Origin of the sequence: Herbaspirillum sp. C7C2 (assembly GCF_022627865.1) — a bacterium.
GTDB classification, from domain to species: domain Bacteria; phylum Pseudomonadota; class Gammaproteobacteria; order Burkholderiales; family Burkholderiaceae_D; genus Herbaspirillum; species Herbaspirillum frisingense.
The window spans coordinates 452,957-474,361 of sequence record NZ_JABXGI010000003.1 but is presented as its reverse complement, the minus strand read 5'-3'; the positions used below and the strand labels follow the sequence as shown (position 1 = coordinate 474,361).

General features: G+C 62.6%; 19 protein-coding genes. 8 read left to right on the top strand and 11 right to left on the bottom strand.

Annotated elements, in window-relative coordinates; genetic code table 11:
- Positions 1-103: 103 nt before the first annotated feature.
- The 6 genes from HWE04_RS08030 to HWE04_RS08005 all read right to left on the bottom strand — a co-directional run bounded on the left by HWE04_RS08030 (position 104) and on the right by HWE04_RS08005 (position 6,840).
- Positions 104-856, bottom strand: a complete 753-nt coding sequence (locus HWE04_RS08030) for an SDR family NAD(P)-dependent oxidoreductase (protein WP_006464991.1) — start codon at positions 854-856, stop codon at positions 104-106.
- 158 nt (positions 857-1,014) lie between these two features.
- A complete protein-coding gene (locus HWE04_RS08025) occupies positions 1,015-1,860 on the bottom strand; it encodes an ureidoglycolate lyase (protein WP_006464992.1) in 846 nt (281 codons plus the stop codon).
- Between the two features lie 349 nt (positions 1,861-2,209).
- Positions 2,210-2,956, bottom strand: coding sequence for a glucose 1-dehydrogenase (locus HWE04_RS08020; RefSeq protein ID WP_241812062.1), 747 nt, complete (start codon positions 2,954-2,956; stop codon positions 2,210-2,212).
- A gap of 437 nt (positions 2,957-3,393) precedes the next feature.
- Entirely contained in the window at positions 3,394-4,164 is a 771-nt protein-coding gene (locus HWE04_RS08015; RefSeq protein WP_241812061.1) for an SDR family NAD(P)-dependent oxidoreductase, read from the bottom strand.
- 57 nt (positions 4,165-4,221) lie between these two features.
- Positions 4,222-5,421, bottom strand: coding sequence for an arabinose transporter (locus HWE04_RS08010; protein WP_241812060.1), 1,200 nt, complete (start codon positions 5,419-5,421; stop codon positions 4,222-4,224).
- A gap of 90 nt (positions 5,422-5,511) precedes the next feature.
- Entirely contained in the window at positions 5,512-6,840 is a 1,329-nt protein-coding gene (locus HWE04_RS08005; protein ID WP_241812059.1) for an amidohydrolase family protein, read from the bottom strand.
- Between the two features lie 184 nt (positions 6,841-7,024).
- Between HWE04_RS08005 and HWE04_RS08000 the strand changes: the two genes are divergently transcribed.
- A complete protein-coding gene (locus HWE04_RS08000) occupies positions 7,025-7,948 on the top strand; it encodes a LysR family transcriptional regulator (RefSeq protein ID WP_234296815.1) in 924 nt (307 codons plus the stop codon).
- 69 nt (positions 7,949-8,017) lie between these two features.
- Here the strand turns inward: HWE04_RS08000 and HWE04_RS07995 are convergent, their stop codons facing one another.
- Positions 8,018-9,748 (bottom strand): methyl-accepting chemotaxis protein, encoded by a 1,731-nt coding sequence (locus HWE04_RS07995; protein WP_241812058.1) that lies wholly within the window; start codon positions 9,746-9,748, stop codon positions 8,018-8,020.
- Positions 9,749-10,634: 886 nt separating this feature from the next.
- On the opposite strand from HWE04_RS07995, the gene HWE04_RS07990 reads away from it, so the two are divergent.
- From HWE04_RS07990 to copD, 3 genes are all read left to right on the top strand, one after another.
- Positions 10,635-11,543, top strand: coding sequence for a LysR family transcriptional regulator (locus HWE04_RS07990; protein ID WP_241812057.1), 909 nt, complete (start codon positions 10,635-10,637; stop codon positions 11,541-11,543).
- 136 nt (positions 11,544-11,679) lie between these two features.
- Positions 11,680-12,054: a copper homeostasis periplasmic binding protein CopC gene (copC, locus tag HWE04_RS07985; protein ID WP_241812056.1), complete on the top strand. Its 375-nt coding sequence runs from the start codon at positions 11,680-11,682 to the stop codon at positions 12,052-12,054.
- Positions 12,051-12,944, top strand: a complete 894-nt coding sequence (gene copD / locus HWE04_RS07980; protein WP_241812055.1) for a copper homeostasis membrane protein CopD — start codon at positions 12,051-12,053, stop codon at positions 12,942-12,944. The genes copC and copD overlap by 4 nt, the downstream gene beginning before the upstream one ends.
- A gap of 20 nt (positions 12,945-12,964) precedes the next feature.
- On the opposite strand, the gene HWE04_RS07975 is transcribed toward copD, so the two are convergent.
- The 3 genes from HWE04_RS07975 to metC all read right to left on the bottom strand — a co-directional run bounded on the left by HWE04_RS07975 (position 12,965) and on the right by metC (position 15,614).
- The gene (locus HWE04_RS07975; protein WP_241812054.1) at positions 12,965-13,735 is read right to left on the bottom strand and encodes an amino acid ABC transporter ATP-binding protein; all 771 of its coding nucleotides are present in this window, start codon (positions 13,733-13,735) and stop codon (positions 12,965-12,967) included.
- Positions 13,732-14,382 (bottom strand): amino acid ABC transporter permease, encoded by a 651-nt coding sequence (locus HWE04_RS07970; protein WP_077237688.1) that lies wholly within the window; start codon positions 14,380-14,382, stop codon positions 13,732-13,734. The genes HWE04_RS07975 and HWE04_RS07970 overlap by 4 nt, the downstream gene beginning before the upstream one ends.
- Positions 14,383-14,450: 68 nt before the next feature.
- On the bottom strand, positions 14,451-15,614 hold the full coding sequence (gene metC / locus HWE04_RS07965; protein ID WP_077237689.1) for a cystathionine beta-lyase: 1,164 nt from the start codon (positions 15,612-15,614) through the stop codon (positions 14,451-14,453).
- Between the two features lie 100 nt (positions 15,615-15,714).
- Here metC and HWE04_RS07960 point away from each other — a divergent pair, with 100 nt between their 5' ends.
- From HWE04_RS07960 to HWE04_RS07945, 4 genes are all read left to right on the top strand, one after another.
- On the top strand, positions 15,715-16,644 hold the full coding sequence (locus HWE04_RS07960) for a LysR substrate-binding domain-containing protein (RefSeq protein WP_077237690.1): 930 nt from the start codon (positions 15,715-15,717) through the stop codon (positions 16,642-16,644).
- Between the two features lie 301 nt (positions 16,645-16,945).
- Positions 16,946-17,776, top strand: a complete 831-nt coding sequence (locus tag HWE04_RS07955; protein WP_241812053.1) for an ABC transporter substrate-binding protein — start codon at positions 16,946-16,948, stop codon at positions 17,774-17,776.
- Positions 17,777-17,798: 22 nt separating this feature from the next.
- Positions 17,799-18,668: a transporter substrate-binding domain-containing protein gene (locus tag HWE04_RS07950; RefSeq protein ID WP_241812052.1), complete on the top strand. Its 870-nt coding sequence runs from the start codon at positions 17,799-17,801 to the stop codon at positions 18,666-18,668.
- A gap of 104 nt (positions 18,669-18,772) precedes the next feature.
- Positions 18,773-19,783 (top strand): succinylglutamate desuccinylase/aspartoacylase family protein, encoded by a 1,011-nt coding sequence (locus HWE04_RS07945; protein ID WP_241812051.1) that lies wholly within the window; start codon positions 18,773-18,775, stop codon positions 19,781-19,783.
- Positions 19,784-19,820: 37 nt separating this feature from the next.
- Here HWE04_RS07945 and HWE04_RS07940 read toward each other — a convergent pair whose 3' ends face one another.
- A complete protein-coding gene (locus HWE04_RS07940; RefSeq protein ID WP_241812050.1) occupies positions 19,821-21,365 on the bottom strand; it encodes a lyase family protein in 1,545 nt (514 codons plus the stop codon).
- Positions 21,366-21,405: the final 40 nt, after the last annotated feature.

The window sequence follows — 21,405 nt, the reverse complement described above, 5'->3', positions numbered from 1 at the left end:
TCGTGTTGTTGTCTTGTTGTTGTGCGAGGGGTGGCGCACGGAAGGACTCCGTGCGCCATGGCCGTTCACGCGATCCACGCCAGCGGCAGCCGGCGCCGGAGCATCAGTAGGTCGCGCGGCCGCCCGACAGGTCGAACACGGAGGCGGTGGTGAAGGAATTCTCTTCCGACACCAGCCAGGCCACCATGGCCGCCAGTTCTTCCACCTTCACGAAGCGTGCACGCGGGATCTTCGAGAGCATGTACTCGATGTGCGCCGGCGTGCATTGCTCCAGGATGCGGGTCTGCGCCGCCGCCGGGGTGATGGCATTGACGGCGATGTTCTTGGTCGCGGTTTCCTTGCCCAGGCTCTTGGTCAGGGCGATCATGCCGGCCTTGGCGGCGCTGTAGGCCGAGGCGGTGGGATTGCCTTCCTTGCCGGCGATGGAAGCGATGTTGACAATGCGGCCGTAGTTCTGCGCGATCATGCGCTGGACCACCACCTGGTTGACGTAGAAGGCACCGTTGAGGTCGATGTCGATGACGCGACGCCATTCTTCCGGCGAATAGTCCGCCACCGGATTGTTCTGGCCGGCGATACCGGCGCTGTGCACCAGGATGTCGATGGACTGGGTCAGCTTCTCGGTGGCTTCGATGGCCTTCTTGACGTCGGCTTCGCTGGAGATGTCGACCTTCACGGTCTCCACATTGCCCAGCGCTTCCAGCTTGCTGCGCGCGTCGGCCAGTGCCTTTTCATCCATGTCCCACAGCACGACCTTGGCCTTGCCCTGCAACAGACGTTCAGCCACGGCATAGCCGAAGCCCTGCGCACCGCCGGTGATGATGGCGCTGCGGCCCTGGAAATCGTAGTGATTCATTGTTTCTCCTTCCCTGATTCGGTCATTGGGTAACGCAGGCCGCACGAGCCTGCGCAACATTTTTTCTTGTTATTGAATTGGATTTGGCTGCGCCACCGGATGGCGGCGCAGCACTGACGCGGCGCTGAGGCCGCGATGATGCAGCGATGATGCAGCGATCAGGCGTCGATGGTCTTCTGCTGTTGCTCGCCCAGGCCGTCGATGCCCAGACGCATGGTCTGGCCGGCGCGCAGGAACACCGCTTCCGGCTTGACGCCCATGCCCACGCCCGGCGGCGTGCCGGTGGAGATGACGTCGCCCGCCTGCAGGCTCATGAAGCGCGACAGGTAGGACACGATGTGCGCCACGCCGAAGATCATGGTGCTGGTGTTGCCGTTCTGGTAGCGCTTGCCATCCACTTCCAGCCACATGCCCAGCTTCTGCGGATCGGCCACTTCGTCACGGGTTACCAGCCAGGGGCCGATGGGGCCGAAGGTATCGCAGCCCTTGCCCTTGTCCCAGGTGCCGCCGCGCTCGATCTGGTATTCGCGCTCGGAGACGTCGTTGACCACGCAATAGCCGGCCACGTGGGACATGGCGTCCTTCTCGTCGATATAGGTACCGCCCTTGCCGATGACCACGCCCAGTTCCACTTCCCAGTCGGTCTTCTTGGAGCCGCGGGGGATCTTGACGTCGTCATTGGGGCCGACCACGGCCGAGGTCCACTTGTTGAACACCACCGGCTCGGCGGGGATGGGCAGGTTGGATTCGGCCGCATGGTCCGCATAGTTCAGGCCGATGCAGATGAACTTGCCGATATTGCCCACGCAGGCGCCGATGCGCGGCGAGCCTTCGACCACCGGCAGGCTGGCGATGTCGAGCTTGCGGATCTTGTCCAGCGAAGCATCGTCCAGGGCGGCGCCGTTGACGTCCTTGATATGGGCCGACAGGTCGCGGATCTTGCCGGACTGATCGAGGATGCCGGGCTTTTCCTGCCCAACCGGGCCGTAACGCAGTAATTTCATCTGGTTTCCTTGAAGAAAGAATTGTCTCGGATCGGCGTCGTCGCCCGCTGGCGGCGCATTGGCGCGCAAGCGAATGGGATCACCTGTCGTTTTGGAAGTTGGATATTACCAGTTTATTGGTAAGACCAATAGGCCAATTTTGTGAGGGAAGGGCAAATCGACCTGCGTGTGTCAGTTTTGAACGCAAATCGACACCAGGAGCATCTTCTGGCAAAACGAGGGTGAAAAAGGCGAAAAGGGGCGAGGCAAAAGCGCCTCACCCCTTTTCACATTTCTTGAAATAAAACCTCGGGTCGACTATCTGATCCCTTTTTTTATTTCCAGGCCGCCACTCCTGTGGGATGGTTTCTTAGCGGCTGCCGCCGCCGGCCAGAATCTTCTCGCCAGTCAACCAGCGTGCATCATCCGACGCCAGGAATGTGACCACGTCGGCAATATCATTGGGCTGGCCAATGCGGCCCAGCGGCGTGTTGCTCACGGCCCAGGTCTCGAAATCCGAACCGATAAAGCCGGCACTGTGGGTACCTTCAGTCTCGACCATGCCAGGATTGACGCTGTTGACGCGGATCTTGCGCGGCGCCAGTTCCTTCGCCAGCACGCCGGTGATGGCATCGACGGCACCCTTGGTGGCAGTGTAGACGGCGCTGCCGGGCGGCGTGATGCTGCTGACGACAGAGCCGATGTTGATGACGCTGGCACCTTCCTGCAGATGCTTGGCGGCGGCCTGGGTTACCAGCAGCAGGCCCAGCACGTTGACGTTGAACTGTTTATGAAAATGCTCTTCGGTGATGGCTTCCAGCGGCACCATGTCGTATACGCCCGAATTGTTGACCAGAATGTCGAGGCGACCATATTCCTTGATGGCGGCGTCGATGATGCCTGCCGCATGCGCTGCATTGGACACGTCGCCGCCCACGGCCACTGCACGGCCACCTGCGGCGACGATCTCCCCCACGACCTTGTCGGCGCCGGCGCGGCTGGTCGCGTAGTTGACGACGACGGCGGCACCGCTGGCTGCCAGCGCCTTGGCGATGGCAGCGCCGATTCCTTTCGATGCGCCTGTGACGACGGCGACCTTGCTTTGAAGTTTGCTCATGATGCTTCCTTTCTGTTGGTGGAGGAAGAATGTCGGAGACGACATCTTGGTCGCACTATAAGCAGCATGTTTTTACGGATAAAGCCGCCTTTTTCGACTTCACTGTTCGCAAAATAAATACAATTCATTCAATTAATTATTTTTGTCATAAATAAATGCAACAATTGAATTTCCACAATGCCTCGGTGATCAGGACGACCATCACCGAACACGATCCTCCTCCGACCAAGTCCCCTCATTGGGTCAGCAGTCAGCCAACACCCTGCCCGCAAGCCATAGCGCGCCAGCATGCCTGCATGCAAGCGCTTGAGTTCGTCGATGGTCAGCGCTGCATCTGGGCTTGTTCATGCTCAGGTGCATGAAAATCGCGCCAAATCGCGCCAGAATCGCGCCAAATTGCGCCAAATTGCGCCGCCGGTAACGCACCTCCCTCCGAATCACCCGGGAATATCGATCCCGGAGAGTTTCGCGCAGAGGTCGATCAGGCGATCCTGCTGAATCACATCGAGAGCGACAGGATTCGGGTCCATCTTTTTGAGGTGATAGAAATACTTGCCCGTCACCTGTGCCTTCGCGTCACCGGAGGCGGCCAGCCAGGCTTGCGTGAGATGGGCCTGTTGCATGTCGTCCGGCGCACCAGGTCCGCCCATCTTGGTGGGGACCCACCCTGGCTCCAGAGCATTGGATTTCACCATCGGCCAGCGTCGGGCGATCGCCATGGCCAGCATGGCATCGTGCAGTTTGCTCTCTGCATAGGCGTCCGAGCCATTCCATCGACGTTGCTCCCACAGCAGGTCCTCCAGGTGGGGGCGCACGTGATGATGCATCCCCGAGCTCAGATAGACCAGGCGGGAAGGGCGCTGGATCAGGGCGGTGAGCACATAGGCCGACAAGGTATTGATCGCAAACACATGGGGCAGTCCGTCGACGGTCAGCCGATGCGCTTCACGGTAGCCCACGGCGGCATTGTGGATGACGGCATCGAACTGCCCCAGGGTATTGACCTGGGCGGCCAGCGCGATGCTGCCGGCGATGGTTTCCACGTCGCCCGTGACAATGGCCTCGGCCTTGGGACTGGCACGTCGGGTTTCGGCGGCGCGAGCGGCGTTGCGTGCATGCAGAACTACGCTGTGCCCTTGCTGGATCAACAGCTGGCCCGCCATCAGGCCCAGGCCAGTGGAAGAACCGGAGATGAAGATGCGTGACATGAATTGCTCCTGGATGAATGAGGCGACCCGCCAACGGCGGGCCCGGAATGACGATACTTAGGACCGGGAACGAACGGGTCCAGCGATCAGAACGCCTCCCGCAAGTGCGCAGGCCGTTCCGAAGAGATAGACCGCAGCGTAGCCCAAATGCGTTGCGATGACGCCTGCGACCGGTCCCGCGATGCCATAGGCGATGTCCAGGAAGGCGACGAAGGCAGCCATGGCGCTGCCGCGATTGGCCGGCGGCACCCGCTTGAGCGCTTCCACGCCCAGCGCCGGAAAGATCAGGGCGCATCCCAGGCCGGTCACCAGCGCGCCGGCCAATGCCAGCCAGGCAGTGGGGGCCGCCCACAGCAAGAGTTGGCCCACGGCTTCGATCAGCAAGGAGCAGAGCGCCACGCGGTAACCGCCCAACTGGTCCGGGAGATGGCCCAGCGCCAGTCGTACGAGGATAAAGCCGATGCCGAAGGCGGTCATGACCAGGCCCGCGTTATCCCAGTGACGTGCAGCGAAATAGAGCGAAGCGAATGCCGTCAATCCCGACAAGCCCACTCCCTGCAGCATCAGTCCCAGACCCTCGCGCCAGATGCGGCCCAGTACCAGATGGAAAGGCAGGCGATCGCCACCGGCCGACAGGTAGGAGGTCGATCCCAGGACGATCAGCGCGGCCAGGACCGGTGCCAGGATGCAGGCCATCATGGCAGCCGCCAATCCATAGTGCAGATAAAGCGCCATACCGATCGGAGCGCCGATGGACAGGGCGGCAAACATGGCGATCCCGGTCCAGGACATGGACATGCCGGCACGCTGGGGGCCGACCGAGGCGATTGACCAGGACACGCAACCGGTGACGAACTGGCTTTCGCCAAGACCGGCCGCCAGGCGCCCTGCGATGATGATGATCAGGCTGGCACTGCTGGACATGCCGGGCCAGGCCGCCACCAGATAGAGCAGGCCTGCGACGGCCGACACCACGGCACCTTGCAAGGCCGAACGTTTGCCGCCAAGCTGGTCGGTCAGGCGCCCGGCGTAGCCGCGCGTGAGCACCGTCGCCAGGAACTGGATGCCGATCGCCAGACCGACCAGCAGATCGCCGAAGCCCAGTCGCTGGTGTACGAACAGTGGGATGACCGGTAGCGGCAGGCCGACTGCCAGATAGCCGCAGAACAGCGCGGCAATGACGCCCGGTGCCGGGCGGGGCCGGTGAGCCGGGGCCAGAGCGGCCTCCGGCACGGGTTTGGAAACGAGGGTTCGCATGATTGCCCCTTGAAGGAATACGGTGATGAATGGCGACCCGGTGCGCAGGACGACGCGGATCGCCGCAGCGCGCCGCGTCAACGCCGGCGATCAGGCCCGGGTCTTGAACAGATCGGTGCGATAGCCGCTGGCCTGGATCAGGAAGTCGCGCGAGGCAGTGATCTCGGCATTGAGCTTGGCCTGGTCGACATCGATCAGGCGGCCGCCACGCTTGCGCAGGGTGCCCGCTACCATGACGGTATCGACATCGGCGCGTTCCACCGCCTGGACGATGGTGCCGATGGCATGGGTGACAGGCCATACTGCCACGCCGGTGGTACGCACCATGATGATGTCGGCCTGCTTGCCGGGGGTCAGTGTTCCGACCTGGCCTTCCAGCCCGGCGGCGCGGGCGCCATTGACGGTGGCCGCCTGCAGGACCGCTTCCACCGAGATCGGCGCCGGTGCATCTGCTTCGCCACGGAAACGGCGATAGCGCATGGCCGAGCGTTGCTGGCCGAACAGGGCATGCATTTCGCCGAACATGTCGCTGCCGAATGCAGTATCCAGATCGATGCCCAGGGCCGGGGTGAGACCATGATCGATGGCGATCTGGTAGGCGAAGCTGTCATCGTCGAAGCCGAACAGGGCATCCGAACGGGGATTGACGGTGATGTTGACCCCGGCATCGGCCAGCAGCTTCCAGGTTTCCGGCGGTACGCGGGTGCAGTGGTTGAAGATATTGTCGCTACCCAGCACGCCGGCTTGCGCGAACTCCGGCCCCAGCTTGGCCAGATCGCCGATGAACTCGGTCAGGATGCGCATGTCCAGTTCGCGCGCCACGCGCCACCAGTCCAGATTGAGCTGGCCGAACAGGCCGACCTTGACCAGATTGCCGGCATGGTTCCAGTTGCTGGCCAGGCGCTGCAGGTCTTCCGGCAGGTGGGCCGAGCTGGCCTGCTTGTCCATGGCTGGACCGACCATATGCAGGGCGCGAATGCCGCTGCCTTCCAGCGCATCCAGCGCAGCGTCGGTGTGTTCGGGGCTGCGGGAGCTGTGGCAGGCATCGATGAGGGTGGTGATCCCGGCGTCCAACGATGCCACGGCGGTCAGCCTCGTGCTCAGGAACATGTCCAGCGGACGATAGTGGGCTCCCAGTTTTTCGGCGACCACATCGATGTAGGCGAACAGGTCATCGACGTCCGGCAGCAGACGGCGCATCACGCCCAGCCAGGCATGATGGTGAGCATCAATCAGGCCCGGCATGACGATATGGCCGCTGGCGTCGATCACTTCGGCGTCATCGACAGCCAACTGCGGGCCGACGGCGACGATGCGCCCACCCTCTACCAGAACATCGCCGGTGACAAGATTGGGGACCTTGGGGTCCATGGTGACGACGGTGCCGCCTTTGAAGAGGATACGTTGCGAATGGCTCATGATGTGCTCCACGGGGTTGGATTGAGATCGACCGGAATCGCAAGGGCGTCAAAAGCCCCTCGCTTCTCCGGTGCGGCGGCCAGATCCTGCCTGGCGCGTCGTTGGAGGCACTTTACGCGGCGAGCCATCTTTGATTAAGATGGGGAAAGGCAAATCATCTTTGCTAAAAGTCAAAGGAGCAGGTATGGGTTTCGATGGGCGACTATTGTCGGGAATGACAGTATTGGCGGCAGTGGTGGAAACCGGGAGCTTTACCCGGGCCGCCGAGGTACTGGGGCTGTCCGCCTCCGGTGTCAGCCGTGCCGTCACCCGCCTGGAGGAGCGCATCGGTATCCGGCTTCTGGATCGCAGCACGCGCGCCCTGCATCTGACCGACGATGGCGGGCGCCTGTATCAGTTGGCCGCGCCCCATCTGTCGGGTATCGAAGAGGCAGCCAATGCCGTGTCCCGTTCGGCCACCAGTGCCCGCGGCATTCTGCGGGTGGGTTTGAATCCGCTCTTTTCCGGTCACGTGCTGGCGCCACGCATTGCTGAATTCACCGAGCGCTATCCCGAGATTGAACTGGTCAGCGTGGCTTTTCCCGATAACGCCGATCTGGTGAGCGAGGGGATTGATGTGGCGGTGCGATTTGGTCCGCAACCCTCATCGGCCATGACGTCGCTGAAGCTGATGGAGACCCGGGTGCTGACCGTGGCCGCTCCCGGCTACCTGAACAAGCACGGCACACCACGCCATCCTGATGAACTGGTGAAACACGATTGCATGCAGTTCATCGATCCCCGACGCGGCAGACCGTTCAACTGGGAGTTTCATCGTGGCAAGGAGGTAAGGCAGATCCAGACCCGGGGCCGGCTCACATTGACCGATCCCAATACCATGGTCGGCGCCTGTATCGCCGGTGCCGGCATTGCACAGGTACTGGCGCTGGGGATGGCGCCTTTGTTGGAGAGTGGGGCGCTGCTTGAACTCTTTCCCGATTGGCCGGGCGAGACCTTCCCGCTGTATCTGATCCGGCCCTCGCGCCGCTTGCCGCCGGCGGCGGTCCAGGCCTTCATCGACTTTTGCGTGGAGATATCCAGGCCAGGGCGCAAGCGCCCCGGCCATTGAGTCGCCCGCCAGGGCAGCTGGTGCGCCGTCGGCAAGACTGCGCGCCCGTTCACTGCGCCCATGCCCCGCTCAGAAGGTCGCCCAATCCTCCTCTTTTGCCGCCTGCGCGGCACTCTGATGGTTCAGGCGCCGGGGCGCGGCGTGGCCCACCGCCTGGCTTGTCGTGGCGGCTGTGGTGGCTGTGATGGCCGGCGGCGCAGCCGGGCGTGGCGCATCCTGATAGCCGATAGCGTTCTGTCCCAGGTTGAAGATGCTCACGATCTGGGCCAGGGCATCGGCCTGGTCCTGCAAGGCGCGCGAGGCGGCAGCGGCTTCTTCCACCAGCGAGGCATTCTGCTGGGTCACATCGTCCATCTGCATGATGGCCTGGTTGATCTGCTCGATACCGGCGGTCTGTTCCACGCTGGCCGCCGAGATCTCGCCGATGATGGATGTCACCTTGCGCGAATTCTCCACGATGCCGCTCATGGTAGTGCCGGCCTGGTCGGCCAGGCGCGCGCCGACGGTGACCTTTTCCACCGAGTCTTCAATGAGCGCCTTGATCTCCTTGGCGGCTGCGGCCGAACGCTGCGCCAGATTGCGCACTTCGCTGGCGACCACCGCGAAACCGCGCCCCTGTTCGCCGGCCCGCGCCGCTTCGACGGCGGCGTTAAGAGCCAGGATGTTGGTCTGGAAGGCGATGCCGTCGATCACGCTGATGATGTCCACCACCTTGCGCGAGGAGTCATTGATGGCGCTCATGGTATCGACCACCTTGGCCACGACCTCGCCGCCTTCCAGTGCGACGATGGAGGCCGTGGAGGCCATCTGCTTGGCGTCTTGCGCATTGTTGGCGTTGTGCTTGACGGTGGAAGTCAGTTCTTCCATCGAGGACGCCGTTTCCTCCAGGGCGCTGGCCTGCTGCTCGGTACGCGCCGACAGGTCCAGGTTGCCGGTGGCGATCTGGCGCGAGCCGGTGGCGATGCTTTCGCTGCTGGTGCGCACCGTCTGCACCACCTTGCGCAAGGACGCCTGCATCATGTGCATGGCATTGACCACGCTGCCCTGGGCCGCATGGCTGGTATCGATATGGGTGCTCAGGTCGCCCGAGGCGATGGCGTCGGCGGCGGCGGCCACGTCGCGTGGTTCACCGCCGAGCTGGCGCGTCAGGTTGCGCGAGATGAACAGGCCCAGCGCCACGCCGAAAAGCACGCCGCCGCAGGTCAGCACGATCAGCAGGCTGCGGATGTGGGCATAGATGAGGTCGGTCTCGTCGTTGAGCTTGTCGGCATTGTCCTTCTTGACCTCCATCATCTGCAGCATCATCTTCTCGGCCTCGTTGGCCAGCGGACGCACGGTGGAGAACAACTGGCTGGTGGACTGGCGGCCATCGGCCAGGGATTCCTTGCGCAGCACCTCGGCCGTGGCGGTGATGGCACCCCGATAGGCTTCGAAGGCCTGCCTGGCCTTGCCTACCAGGGCCAGGCCTTCGGGCGTGCTGAAGCGCTGTTCGGCTGCGCTCAATGCCTTGTCGGTGTTGTCCAGGCGCTTGGTGAGTTCATCCAGGCTGTTCGCACGTTCTTCGGCAGTCTCGGCCAGCATGGCGCTGCGGATGGCACGATTGGAGGAGCTCAGGTCCAGCGTGGCCTGGGCAGAATGGCGCAAGCCAACCACCTGCTTCTCGTACATCTCGGTGGCCAGGTCATTGATCTGCCCGGCCTTGAGGATGCCGATGGTACCGATGATGGCGCCGATCGTGGCCACGGCCAAGAAACCACCGAGGAGTTTGTGGCTGACTTTCAGATTGGTGAACCAGTTCATTGCTGCCCCTTATTTCAAATTGAGTTGCATGGCATCGCAGTCGCTCGCGTGCATGTGGTCTGGGCCAGGTTGCGTAGGTGCGTGGGAACCTGCCAATCGCTGTTGAAGACAGGAGATCGGACTTGCCTCGGCCAGAGGGGGTAGGGAGGTACTGCGGGTGATGAGCGGGAATTTCCAGGCCAGGCGTGATCCGAGATTCACCGTCGACGTGCGATCCTTGGTTCTTCTCGTGTCTGGCCAGCGGACTGTATTACAGATGAGCATCCGCGTTTAGTCCCCTGCAGCCTGAAAGACTGTTTGTAAAAACGGGGGAATACAGGGCCGTGAGGCCCGGTTCAGCTGGTCCGCGAATGCATTCCGGCGCACCTGCCGGGTTGGTGCAATGTGGCTCGCCTCCCCGCACTCGACCGGCCGAAGCGGCCGGGAGCAAGGTTTGCCGTGACTTCGTAGCGCCACGGCACGCCGCCGTATCCGTGTGGAAACTATCAAGTTAAATTAACTATTTATTTAATTTTTGCGCCCTAATCAATCCCTCCCTCCTGTATTACATTCCGCAGTTGATGCAGCTTTGCTGCCGAGCTGGTCGATCCGCCATCCGGGTCGCGGGCTGCCGACGCAATCCTGTCGGCCTTGATGCCGTCTTGTCACCCGAGCCGGCCCAGGCGATGTCCTGGTCCTTGTACGGCCTGCCTTTTCCACCGGCAATATGGCCGACTCACATCTAGAGAAGAATTGCTATTCCGTACAATCCGTCATTTAAAGGAATAAGTTCATCCATATCATGTTGCGATAGAAAAAACTCGCATTGCACCGCCACCGGATTCGGGCGCGGTCGCATCAGCATAGTGAATCAATGAGAAAACTTGGAATAGACGATCTCGCGCGAATGGCCACGTTTGCGCGCGTGGTGGAACTGGGTGCTTTTTCGCGCGCCGCCAAAGCCCTGGGCCTGACCACCTCTTCGGTCAGCCAGCATGTCAGGATGCTTGAGTTGTCATTGCAGGCGACGCTGCTCAATCGCTCCACCCGCAAGCTCAGTCTGACCGAAGCGGGTACGCTGTTCTACAAGCACTGCGCGCACATCGTCACGGCCGCCAGCGAAGCCGAGCAAAGTGTTGCGGTACTGAACAACGAGATGGTGGGAGAGTTGCGCATCGCCGTATCGAGTTTCATGTCCACCCGATACCTGATTCCGGCGCTGCATGATTTCATCAAGCACAATCCCAAGATCAAGTTGCGCTTCGAAGTGGCCGATCACAACATCGACCTGATCGATCACCGCATCGATCTGGCACTGCGTGCAGGTCGCAATCGCCAGCCGGGCGACATCTTCCTCGGACGCTTCGCCGACGTCCTGTGCGCCTCGCCGGAATACCTCGAGAGCCGGCCACCCATCCACTCGCCGGTGGATCTGTTGCAGCATGATTTCCTGCTCTTCAATCCCCATGGCGAACCTTGTTTCCTGGAATTTTCCAACGAGGCCTCAGGCACCGTGCGCGTGCGCCTGCAACCGCGCATCAGCGCCAATCATGCCCGCTCCCTGCGCTTTCTGGCGCTCGATGGTCACGGCATTGCGCGCCTGCTGCAGAACAAGATCGACGAGGATCTCCAGAGCGGACGACTGCGCCAGGTGCTCCCGCAATGGTCGTTGGGCGGTTTCGACATCTTCGTGACCGTGCGTCATCGCGACAACATGCCGGCCAAGGTGCGGCAGTGCCTGGATCATATCGAGCATTACTTTGCATCGATCCTCCCGCTGCACGCCATGCCCGTCTGTGCTGCGGCTTCTGGCTGAGCCTGTATGGCTGCGACAATTTGTCGCGGGCGCGCTTGCGCCAGCGGAGTAAGCTGTTGACCCTGCCTCATCCACAGGCATTGCTTCTTTCGTTCAGTCATTCAGTCTTCCAGTCATCTCCAGCCAGACCCACAACATGAAAAAGCTCCGCCATCTCCTCCCCCTGGCCCTGCTGGCCAGCCTCGCCTTCACCTCATCGGCCTGGGCGCATGCCCATCTCAAGTCTGCAGCACCCGCCGACCAGGCGGTGGTAGCCGCTGCGGCTGCTCCTACCGATCTGACGTTGGTGTTTACCGAAGGCCTGAACCTGAACTTCAGCGGCCTCAAGCTGCTGGGCCCTGATCAACAGGAAATCAAGCTGGGCCAGGCCATGCTGATGGACCAGGGCAAGTCGCTGATGGTCCCGGTGCCGTCGCATCTGGGCGCAGGCAAGTACACCGTGCAATGGCATGTGCTCTCGGTTGACGGTCACAAGACCGAGGGAAGCTACCACTTCACCGTCGCCCCTTGAGTGGCGCGGTAGCGCTGCTGGGGCTGTGCCGCCTGCTGCTGGACGGCGCCGCGCTGTTCCTGTGGGGAATGACGCTGATGCTGCTGGCGCTGGTGCCGCAGCCCTTGCGCGATGCATTGTGGCAGCGTCTGGCGCTGTGCCGCCGTGTCCTTTGCACCCTGATCCTGCTGGCCGTAGCCGGCACCTTGCCGCTGCAGGCGGCGATCCTCGGTGAGGGCTGGCCAGACGCACTGCGAATGCAGATGCTGACGGCGGTCGCCAATGGCACCTCGATCGGTACGGCATGGTGGTGCCAGCTGAGTGCGTTGGTCCTGCTATTGGCGGCCGGCCTGTTCCGGGTCACCTTGGCCCAGCGCGCCAGCCTGCTGGCCAGTGCCATTTTCCTGGCGGGACTCTCCCTGACCGGCCACGCAGCCATGCACCAGGGCTGGCCCGGCTTGCTTCACCAGGCCAACGACGTGCTGCATGTCTGGGCCGTGGGCGCCTGGGTCGGTGCCTTGCCGGTGGTGCTGCTGGTATTGCCGCGCCTGCAGCGCAGCGCGCAAGCGCCAGAGACAGCACAGGCGGTGACCATCCTGCGCCGCTTTTCCACCGCTGGGCATGGCGTGGTTGCGCTGGTGTGGTTGACCGGCCTGGTCAACACCTGTTTCATCCTCGGCGGCTTGCCGCTGGACTGGTCGTTTACCTATCAGCGCCTGCTGGCACTGAAGTGCGTGCTGGTGGGCGTGATGGTGCTGGTGGCGCTGTTCAATCGCTATGGACTGGTGCCGGCACTACGCCGCCAACCGCGCGCCTTGGCGCTGCTGGCACGCCTGACCTGGCTGGAGATCCTGCTGTCGCTGCTGGTCATGGCACTGCTGGCCTGGCTGGGGATGCTGCAGCCGGACTGAGGCTGCAGCCTGAGCCGGTCTCAATCGTGCAGGCGTCCCAGGAACTGGCGACAGCGTTCGCTGGCCTGGGCGCCGAAGAAGTGTTCCGGTGTCGTATCTTCCAGCACATGCCCGCCCTCCATGAAGACGATGCGATCCGCCACGTCCCGGGCAAAGCGGGTTTCATGCGTGACCACCAGCATGGTCATGCCTTCCTTGGCCAGTTCACGCATGACGTTGAGCACATCGTCGCGCAACTCAGGGTCCAGTGCCGAGGTCGGTTCGTCGAACAGGATCACTTCAGGCTCCATGGCCAGGGCGCGTGCGATCGCCACGCGCTGTTTCTGGCCTCCGGAGAGCTTGCCGGGATAGGCATCGGCCTTCTCCGCCACTCCCACCTTGCCCAGCAGCGCCAGGCCGCGTCGCCTCGCCTCTTCGCGGGCCACGCCCTTGACCGAGATCAGTCCCTCGATCACGTTCTGCAAGGCCGTCATGTGAGGAAACAGGTTGAAGGACTGGAAGACCATCGCCGTCTGCTGGCGGATCTGCAGGGTCTTGCGACGGCGCTCGCGTGGCGGCAGTGCCGCCGGTTCGGCCAGCTCCACGCCGCAGATCTCGATACTGCCGCGATCAGGCAGTTCCAGCAGGTTCAGCGAACGGATGAAGGTGGTCTTGCCGGACCCGGACGGCCCCATGATGACCACCACCTCGCCGCGCGCGACTTCCAGATTGACGTTGCGCAGCACCTGATTGGTGCCGAAGGCCTTGGCCAGTCCGCGCACGCGGACGGTACATTGTGCGGCTTGGTTCATTGATAGCGCCTCGACAGTGTCTCTTCCAGCCAGGTTTGCAGCAGGGTGAGCAGTTGATTGATGATCCAGTAGATGGTCCCGACGATGATGAACATGTCCATGTAGCGGAAGGTGGTTGCACCCAGCTGGTCGGCTACGCGGGTCAGTTCCACCACCGTGACGGTGGAGGCCAGCGAGGTGTCCTTCATCAGCGCGATCAGGCGGCTTCCCAGCGGCGGGATGGCGATGCGCAAGCCCTGCGGCAGGATCACCCGCAGCAAGGTCTTCCAGTACCCCATGCCCATGGACCAGGCGGCTTCCCACTGGCCACGGTCCACCGCATTGATGCCCGAGCGGAAGTTCTCGCTCAGATAGGCGGCCGAGAAGAGCGTGAGCGCCAACAAGGCGGCCGGGATCGGGTCGATGGTGATGCCGTAGTTGGGCAGGCCGAAGTAGATCAGCAGAATCTGGATCAGCAGCGGCGTGCCGCGAAATATCGAGACATAGGCAAAGGCCAGCCAGCGCAGCGGCCGCCAGTCGGAAATGCGGGCCAGGGCGATCAGCATGCCCAATGCCGAGCCCAGCAGGAATGAACCGAGCCCCAGGCCCAGCGTGACCAGCACTGCCTTTTCCAGCAGCGGCAGCGCCCTCAGGAACAAATCAACCATACTCCTCCTCCCTGCGATGGCGGACATCGCCTCCGATGTCGCCCTCGTTTTTGTCAGTCATGAATCGATCAGCCCGCTGTCTGTGCTTGTGCATACGCGGCCAGCGCCCGGTCCAGATCGGCGATCAGCAATGTGCTGTCTTCCAGTCCGATCGACAGCCGTACCACCGGCTGATCGGTTGCCGGGAAGGCGCGATTGGCCTGCAGTGCGGCCGGATAGTAGGCCGCCAGGCTATGCACGCCGCCCCAGCTGGCGCCGATGACGAAGTGCTGCAAGCTGTCGAAGAAGCTGTGGAAGGCCTGTTCGGGCCCCGGTTTGAGGATCATCGAGAACAGGCAGCCATGGGTCCGGTAGTCGCGTTTCCAGAGTGCGTGGCCCGGGTCGGACTCCAGCGGCGGATACATCATGCGCTCTACCATCGGATGCTGTGCCAGATGGCGCGCCACCTGCAGGGTGGCACTGCCTTGCGCGGCCACCCGCAGCTTCAGGGTTTCCAGTCCACGCAGTACCAGGAAGCAATCTTCCGGGCTGACCTGCTGGCCCAGGATGCTCTGGGTCTCGCGCAGGATGTCGTAGTGGGCATGATCATTCATGCTGATGCAGCCCATGAGCACATCGGAATGTCCGCCAAGGAACTTGGTGGCCGCCTGGATGCTGAAGTCCACCCCATGGTCGAGACCGGCAAAGCCAAGAGGACTGGCCCAGGTATTGTCAAGCATGGTCAGCACGCCGCGTTGACGGGCCACCGCAGTGATGGCCGGGATGTCCTGCATTTCCATGGTCACGGTGCCGGGAGCCTCCATGCAGATCATGCGGGTATTGTCCTTGATCAGCGCTTCGATGTCGGCGCCCATGTCGGGACGATACAGCTCGACCTCCACGCCCATCCGCGCCAGCCATTTCTCGGCGAAGCTCTTGAGCGCGCCGTAGCAGGCCGCCGAGACCAGCAGGTGGTCACCGCCCCGCACGAAGCCCATGACGGTCGTCATCAATGCCGCTGCCCCGGAGGGAGCGATGACGCAGTGGCGGCCATTCTCCAGTTGCGCCACTTTCTGTTCCAGCAGGCGGGCGGTGGGAGTCCCGGTCACGCCATAGCTGAAACCGTCGGGTTGGCGCTGCTTGCGCTGGACGAAATCCTCGAAGTTGTCGAAGACCACGGTGGAGGCGCGCATCACCGCCGGAGACAGGCTGGCGAAGGCTTCTTGCTGGGAGGTCGGAGTGTTCGTGCTCATGCGATTATTTTGTTAATGTAAAAAAGACGGTCTCAGTATCCGCAAGCCGGACGGGACCAGCAACAGCAGGCGTCACTAACTCTATAAGCGATACTTATACATGGACATGCGAGACATCCAGGTCTTCCGGGCCGTCATGCGGGCCGGTACGACCAGCAAGGCAGCGGCTTTACTGAACGTATCGCAACCGGCCATCAGCCAGTCGATCCGCAAGCTGGAGGCTTCTTCCGAACTGCGTCTGTTCGAGCGCACGCGCGGCCGGCTGGTACCTACGCAGGAGGCACTGGCCCTGATCGTGGAGGTCGACCGCTGCTTCGCCGGCTTCGAGATGATCGAGCACCGCATCCGCAGCTTGCGCTCGTTCGGCCTCGGGCGCCTGGCCATCGCGTCCTTTCCCGCACTGGGGATAGGCTTCATGCCACGCGCCATCGCCGCCTTCGGCCTGGCCGAGCGGCGCGTGCAGATGTCGTTCCAGATCATGAGTTCGCGCGAGGTCTACCAGCAGGTCAGCGCCGGACAGCTGGACTTCGGCCTGATGGCTGATGAGCTGGCAGTGTCCGGGCTGGAGCATTCGCAGTTCATGAGCGTGCCGGGGGTGATCGTGATGAACGATCGCCATCCGCTGGCCGGCAAGCCGCTCATCACGGCCGATGACCTGCTGGAGCATCCCTTCATCGCTCTCAATCCCGAGGATGCCAGTCGCCGTCGGCTGGAGCAGGAACTGATCCAGCAGGGCAAGGTGCTGCGCCCCATCCTGGAGACACCCTATTCCAATTCGGTCTGCGAGTTCGCCCTGCGCGGGGTCGGCATGGGCATGGTCCATCCCATCCTGGCACTGGACTACGTCACCCGGGGCCTGCGCCTGAAACCGATGGAAGTCGCGGCCCACTTCACCGCCTTGCTGGTATTTCGCCCTGGCGTTCCCATGTCCGAAAATGCCAAGGAATTGCTGCGTGTCATGCGCATCCAGATGGAGTCGGACATGAATGCGCTGCGTCAGGTGCTGTATCAGAAGCCGGGCGCGTTCTGAACAGGCCTGGCCTGTCCGTAATGGTGCGCCGCGCACATCCTCTGTGCAAATCGGCAGCCCGCATGGGCCCAGGCTGGGACTGCAAGCCACCTTCTCCTCACGTGGCATAAGGCGTTGAGGCCAGCCGCGTTATCATTCCAGGCTGCCCGGTGGTGGTGCGGCATTGCAAAATCCCCGGTCTGTTCGGTGCACACTCTATAAGTTCTGCTTATCAGGTTAGAAACCCGCTCTCATTGCCGGGGCGCCGGCAGCGCCGCAAAATGGGCCTCGACATTCATCAATCATCGAGGGGAGCAGCACCATGCAAATGCGTCATTTCATGTTGAAACTATGCGTGTCGGCGCTATTGGGGTTGGCCGCCGGCGCGACGGTGGCACAGAACATCCCGGCCGATATCCTGGCCAGTGCACGGGCGGCCGGCGTGATCCGCATTGCCAACACCCAGAGCAGCCCGCCCTGGAGCCTGATCGACGACAAGCTGCAGCCGGCAGGCTATGACGTGGAGGTCGCCAAGGAAGTGGCACGGCGCATCGGCGTGGCCAAGGTAGTGTTCGTGGCCGACAGCTTCAAGAATTTCGTCGAGGGACTCAAGGCCGGCAAGTATGACCTGGTCATGAATGACCTGACGCCAACGCCGGAACGCGAGAAACAGGTCGATTTCGCGGCGCCCTACGGCGTGGAGGACTTCCGCATCTTCGTCCTGTCCAGCAATTCCACCATCAAGGATCAGCCCGATCTCAAGGGCAGGAAGGTCGGCGTCACCACCGGCACCAGTAACGAGACCTGGGCTCGCGCACATCTGAAGGAGTCCGATATCCGCACCTATGACAATGGCGGTTTCGTGTTCAATGACCTGGGCAACGGGCGTATCGATGCGGTCATCAGCTCCCATTTCGGCGGCATGAAATACGCCAACGTCAACAAGCTGCCGATCAAGGAAGTCGGGCCGGTCCTGATCTACCAGCTTTCCGCGCCGGCCATGGTCAAGGGGCAGCCGGCACTGAAGGACGCGGTCAGCAAGGCAATTGCCGACATGACCCGCGATGGCACACTGGACCGGCTGGCACGACGCTGGGTCGGACCCGAGTTCGACATGGTGGGCGACATCCAGCGCGCTCTCAGACAGCAGTGACGCTCTGGGAAAGGAGCCATCCATGGAGAATACCTTGCGCAGGTCGTTGCAGCGGCTGCTGAGGCTGCCCACACTGACATTGACACTAATACTGGGTCTGGCGGCGGGCACGGTACTGATGCTGCCGATGCTGTCGGCACAGGCAGCCGCTGACGATTCCCTGAGCCGCCTGCTGCAGGCCGGGGTGGTCAGGATCGCCAATACCCAGACCAGCCCGCCCTGGAGCTACCTGGACGACAAGAACCAGCCTGATGGTTATGACGTAGCGGTAGCCCGCGAAATCTTCCGCCGCGTCGGCGTGGCCAGGATCGAGTTCATCGCTGACAAGTTCAAGAACTTCGTGGAAGGCATCAATGCGCGCAAATACGACGTCGTCGTCAACAGCATGGCGCGCACGCCGGAGCGGGAAAAGGTGGTGGATTTCACCTTGCCCTACACGGTGCAGGACTTCCGTATCTGGGTCAATGCCAGCAATACCGATATCCGTGACCGCGCCAGCCTGAAGGGCAAGAGCGTTGGCGCCAGTGCCGGCACCGCCAATGAAATGTGGGCGCACAAGAACCTCCCGGACTCGCAGGTACGCGCCTACGAAGGGGGCGGCTTCCTCTACAACGATCTGGTGAGCGGCCGTCTGGATTCGGTGATCGACTCCTATTTCAACGGCTACAAGATGAAGACCATCAACAACCTCCCGGTAAAGACGGTCGGTGCGCCGCTGGTCTATTCGCTCGGTGCGGCCGTATTGCCCAAGCACGCCGACGCACTCAAGGCCGCCATGGACAAGGCGATCACCGACATGATCGCGGATGGCACGTTGCAGAAGATCGCGCAGCGCTATGTCAGCCCGGAGTACGACATGGTCGGCAACATGAAGAAGGCGATCGATCACTGATCCGCGCAGATCTGGCGTGTTCCTCAATACCTGAAGCATCCGATACGCCGGTTACATCCGATACACCCGATATATCCAATACATCCAATACATCAGAACATCACATGGCAAGCAATCCCATCAAGAGCGACGTCGATTTCGATGCCGACGGCAAGCAGATCGGTTTTCTGCGGCTTCCGCACTCCGTCCACCGGTCTGCCTACGGCTGGCTGCCCATTCCGGTGGCTTCGATCAAGCGCGGCGAGGGACCGGTGGTCATCGTCAGCGCGGGTACCCACGGCGATGAATATGAAGGACAGATCATCGTCTCGCGGATGATCCGCGAGATCCAGACCGAGATGGTCAGCGGGCAATTGATCCTCCTGCCCATGGCCAATGCCCCGGCCGCCGAGGCCGGTCTGCGGACCTCGCCGCTGGATGACGGCAATCTCAACCGGCTCTATCCAGGCGATCCTGCCGGCACTCCCTCGCAGGTGATCGCCCACTACATCGAACATGTGTTGCTGGCCCGTGCCGATTACATGCTGGACCTGCATTCCGGCGGCAGTTCACTGATGTACGACGGCGCCAACATGATGGGCCTGGAGCCACGCGATGCGGAAGAGGAACAGAAGGTCACGGGCCTGCTCAAGGCCTTCGGTCTTCCCAAGGCCTTCCTGTACCAGCCTAACCCGGTCAATGTCACCGCCGCGGCGCGCCGCCAGGGGGCGATCTGTTTCCTGACCGAACTGGGTGGCGGTGGTGGTGTCGATGCCGCTCTGGTGCGGCAGGGCATGCAGGGTGTGCTGCATCTGCTGGGCTATATCGGGCTGTTGCAGGGCAAGCTGGTGCCGCCGCGACCACCCGCCGATGCGCGGCTGATGGCCATCGACCGCAACCGGCATTATGTCTACGCGATGGACCACGGCGTCTATGAACCGCTGGCCGAGCTGGGCGAAGTGGTCAGGCAAGGGCAGGCGGCGGCCCTGATCCACTTCCCCGACAATCCGGTGCGCCCGCCCGAGACGGTGAGTTTTGCCGCCGATGGTGAGATCGTCTGCAAGCGCGCCATCGCCCAGGTCAGACGCGGCGATTGCATCTTCCAGCTGGCCAGCGAGCGCAAGTCCTCACTCTGAGGCGCTACCATGCGCCCGCTGACCGGGCCGGACGAGATCACCTGACCCCGGCCGCCGCTCCCAGCCGATCGAAGTCCGCATCCAGCTTCTCCAGCGAGGTCCGGATATGCTGCTGGCGCGCCTTGATCCAGGCGTCCTGGCGGCTCACCCGTTCATTGGCCTCGCGCAGCATGCGGTCCATCTCGGCCGGTTGCGGGCCGCCCACGGTGGCGCGATTGCGCACGATGGCAACCGGGTCCAGGGTGCTGCGGAACTCCTGCTCCGACATCGGCAACACCTGCGGGAATTCGGAATTGAGTACTGCCTGCGTGTAGATGCGCTGCGCCTGGGCGTAGGGGAAGTCCAGCGGACGGATGTCGTTGGCCTTGGCATATTCCACCACCTCCGACGCAAAATGATGGCCCACCCGGAACGGCAGCTTGTACTTGCGCATCAGCACGTCGGCCAGTTCCTGGGAGGCGGTCCAGTCGCTGTTGAGTTCTTCCAGCGCGCGCTGGGGATTGATGACCAGCGCATTGAGGATGCTCTCCCAGTTCTTCAGGACCTTGGCCGCATTGAGGACCATGGCCTTGTTGGCCTTCACATCCTTGGGGTCGCTCATGCCGGGCGGGATGTTGTGTGCCTGCAGGGCCGCGCCCATGCCTTCGGTGAGTACCGTGGTGGCATCGCGACGGGTGCTGTTGAGCAGGCCCGGATTGCGCTTCTGTGGCATGGCTGAGGAGACGTAGGTGTTCTCGCCCCCTTCCTGCAGCAGTATCCAGGGACGGGGCTGGGCATACTGCGTCATCACGTCCTGAATGAAGGTGCCGGCATGCAGGGCGATGGACGAGACCACCGCGCCGGCTTCCACCGGCTCATCCACCGCCGACAGTTGCGAGGCATCGTAGGCGTTGTCGACGATGGCACCGAAGCCCAGATAGTCCGCCATGCGCTGGCGGTTCAGCGGCCAGCTGGTGCCGTTGAGCACGGTGGTTCCCATCGAGGAACGGTCGATGCGGAGATAGGCCTCGCGGATGCGCTGGGCATCGCGGTCCAGTGCGGCGGCAAATCCCAGCAGGTAGTGGCCATAGCTGTTGGGCTGGGCCGCTACGCCGTTGGTATAGTTGGGCACGATGGTGTCGCGCTGGCGCGCTGCCAGCTTCACCAGGGCCGCGGTGGTGGCATTGAGCTGGGTCGCCAGGGCCAGCATGTCTTCGCGCAGGATGGCCGAACGCATGGTGGCCAGCATGTCCTGGCTGGAGCGGCCGGCATGCAGCAAGGTGATCTGCGGGCCGGCCGCCTGGATCAGCAGCGGCTCGAAGGTGATGACCAGGGTAGGGCGCTTGGCGCCCGGCTGTTCGGCATCGGCCAATACCTTGCGGATGCCCTTGACGATGAGCGGGGTCATCGATTTGTCCAGCAGGCCTTCGTCGGTATTGATGACGGCAGTGGCCTTGTTGATCTCGCCCAGCCAGAAGAATTCGTCGTGGCGTTGCTGCTGCTGTTGTGGCTGTGGTGGCTGCTGCTGCGGTTGCTGGGCATGCAGCGGGGCCGTCAGGGCCAGCAGGGCGCTGGCAAGGGCAATCGTGGAAAGTTTGTACACCTGGGTCTCCGTGGGTCTTTGGCGATGATCGTTGTTGAGA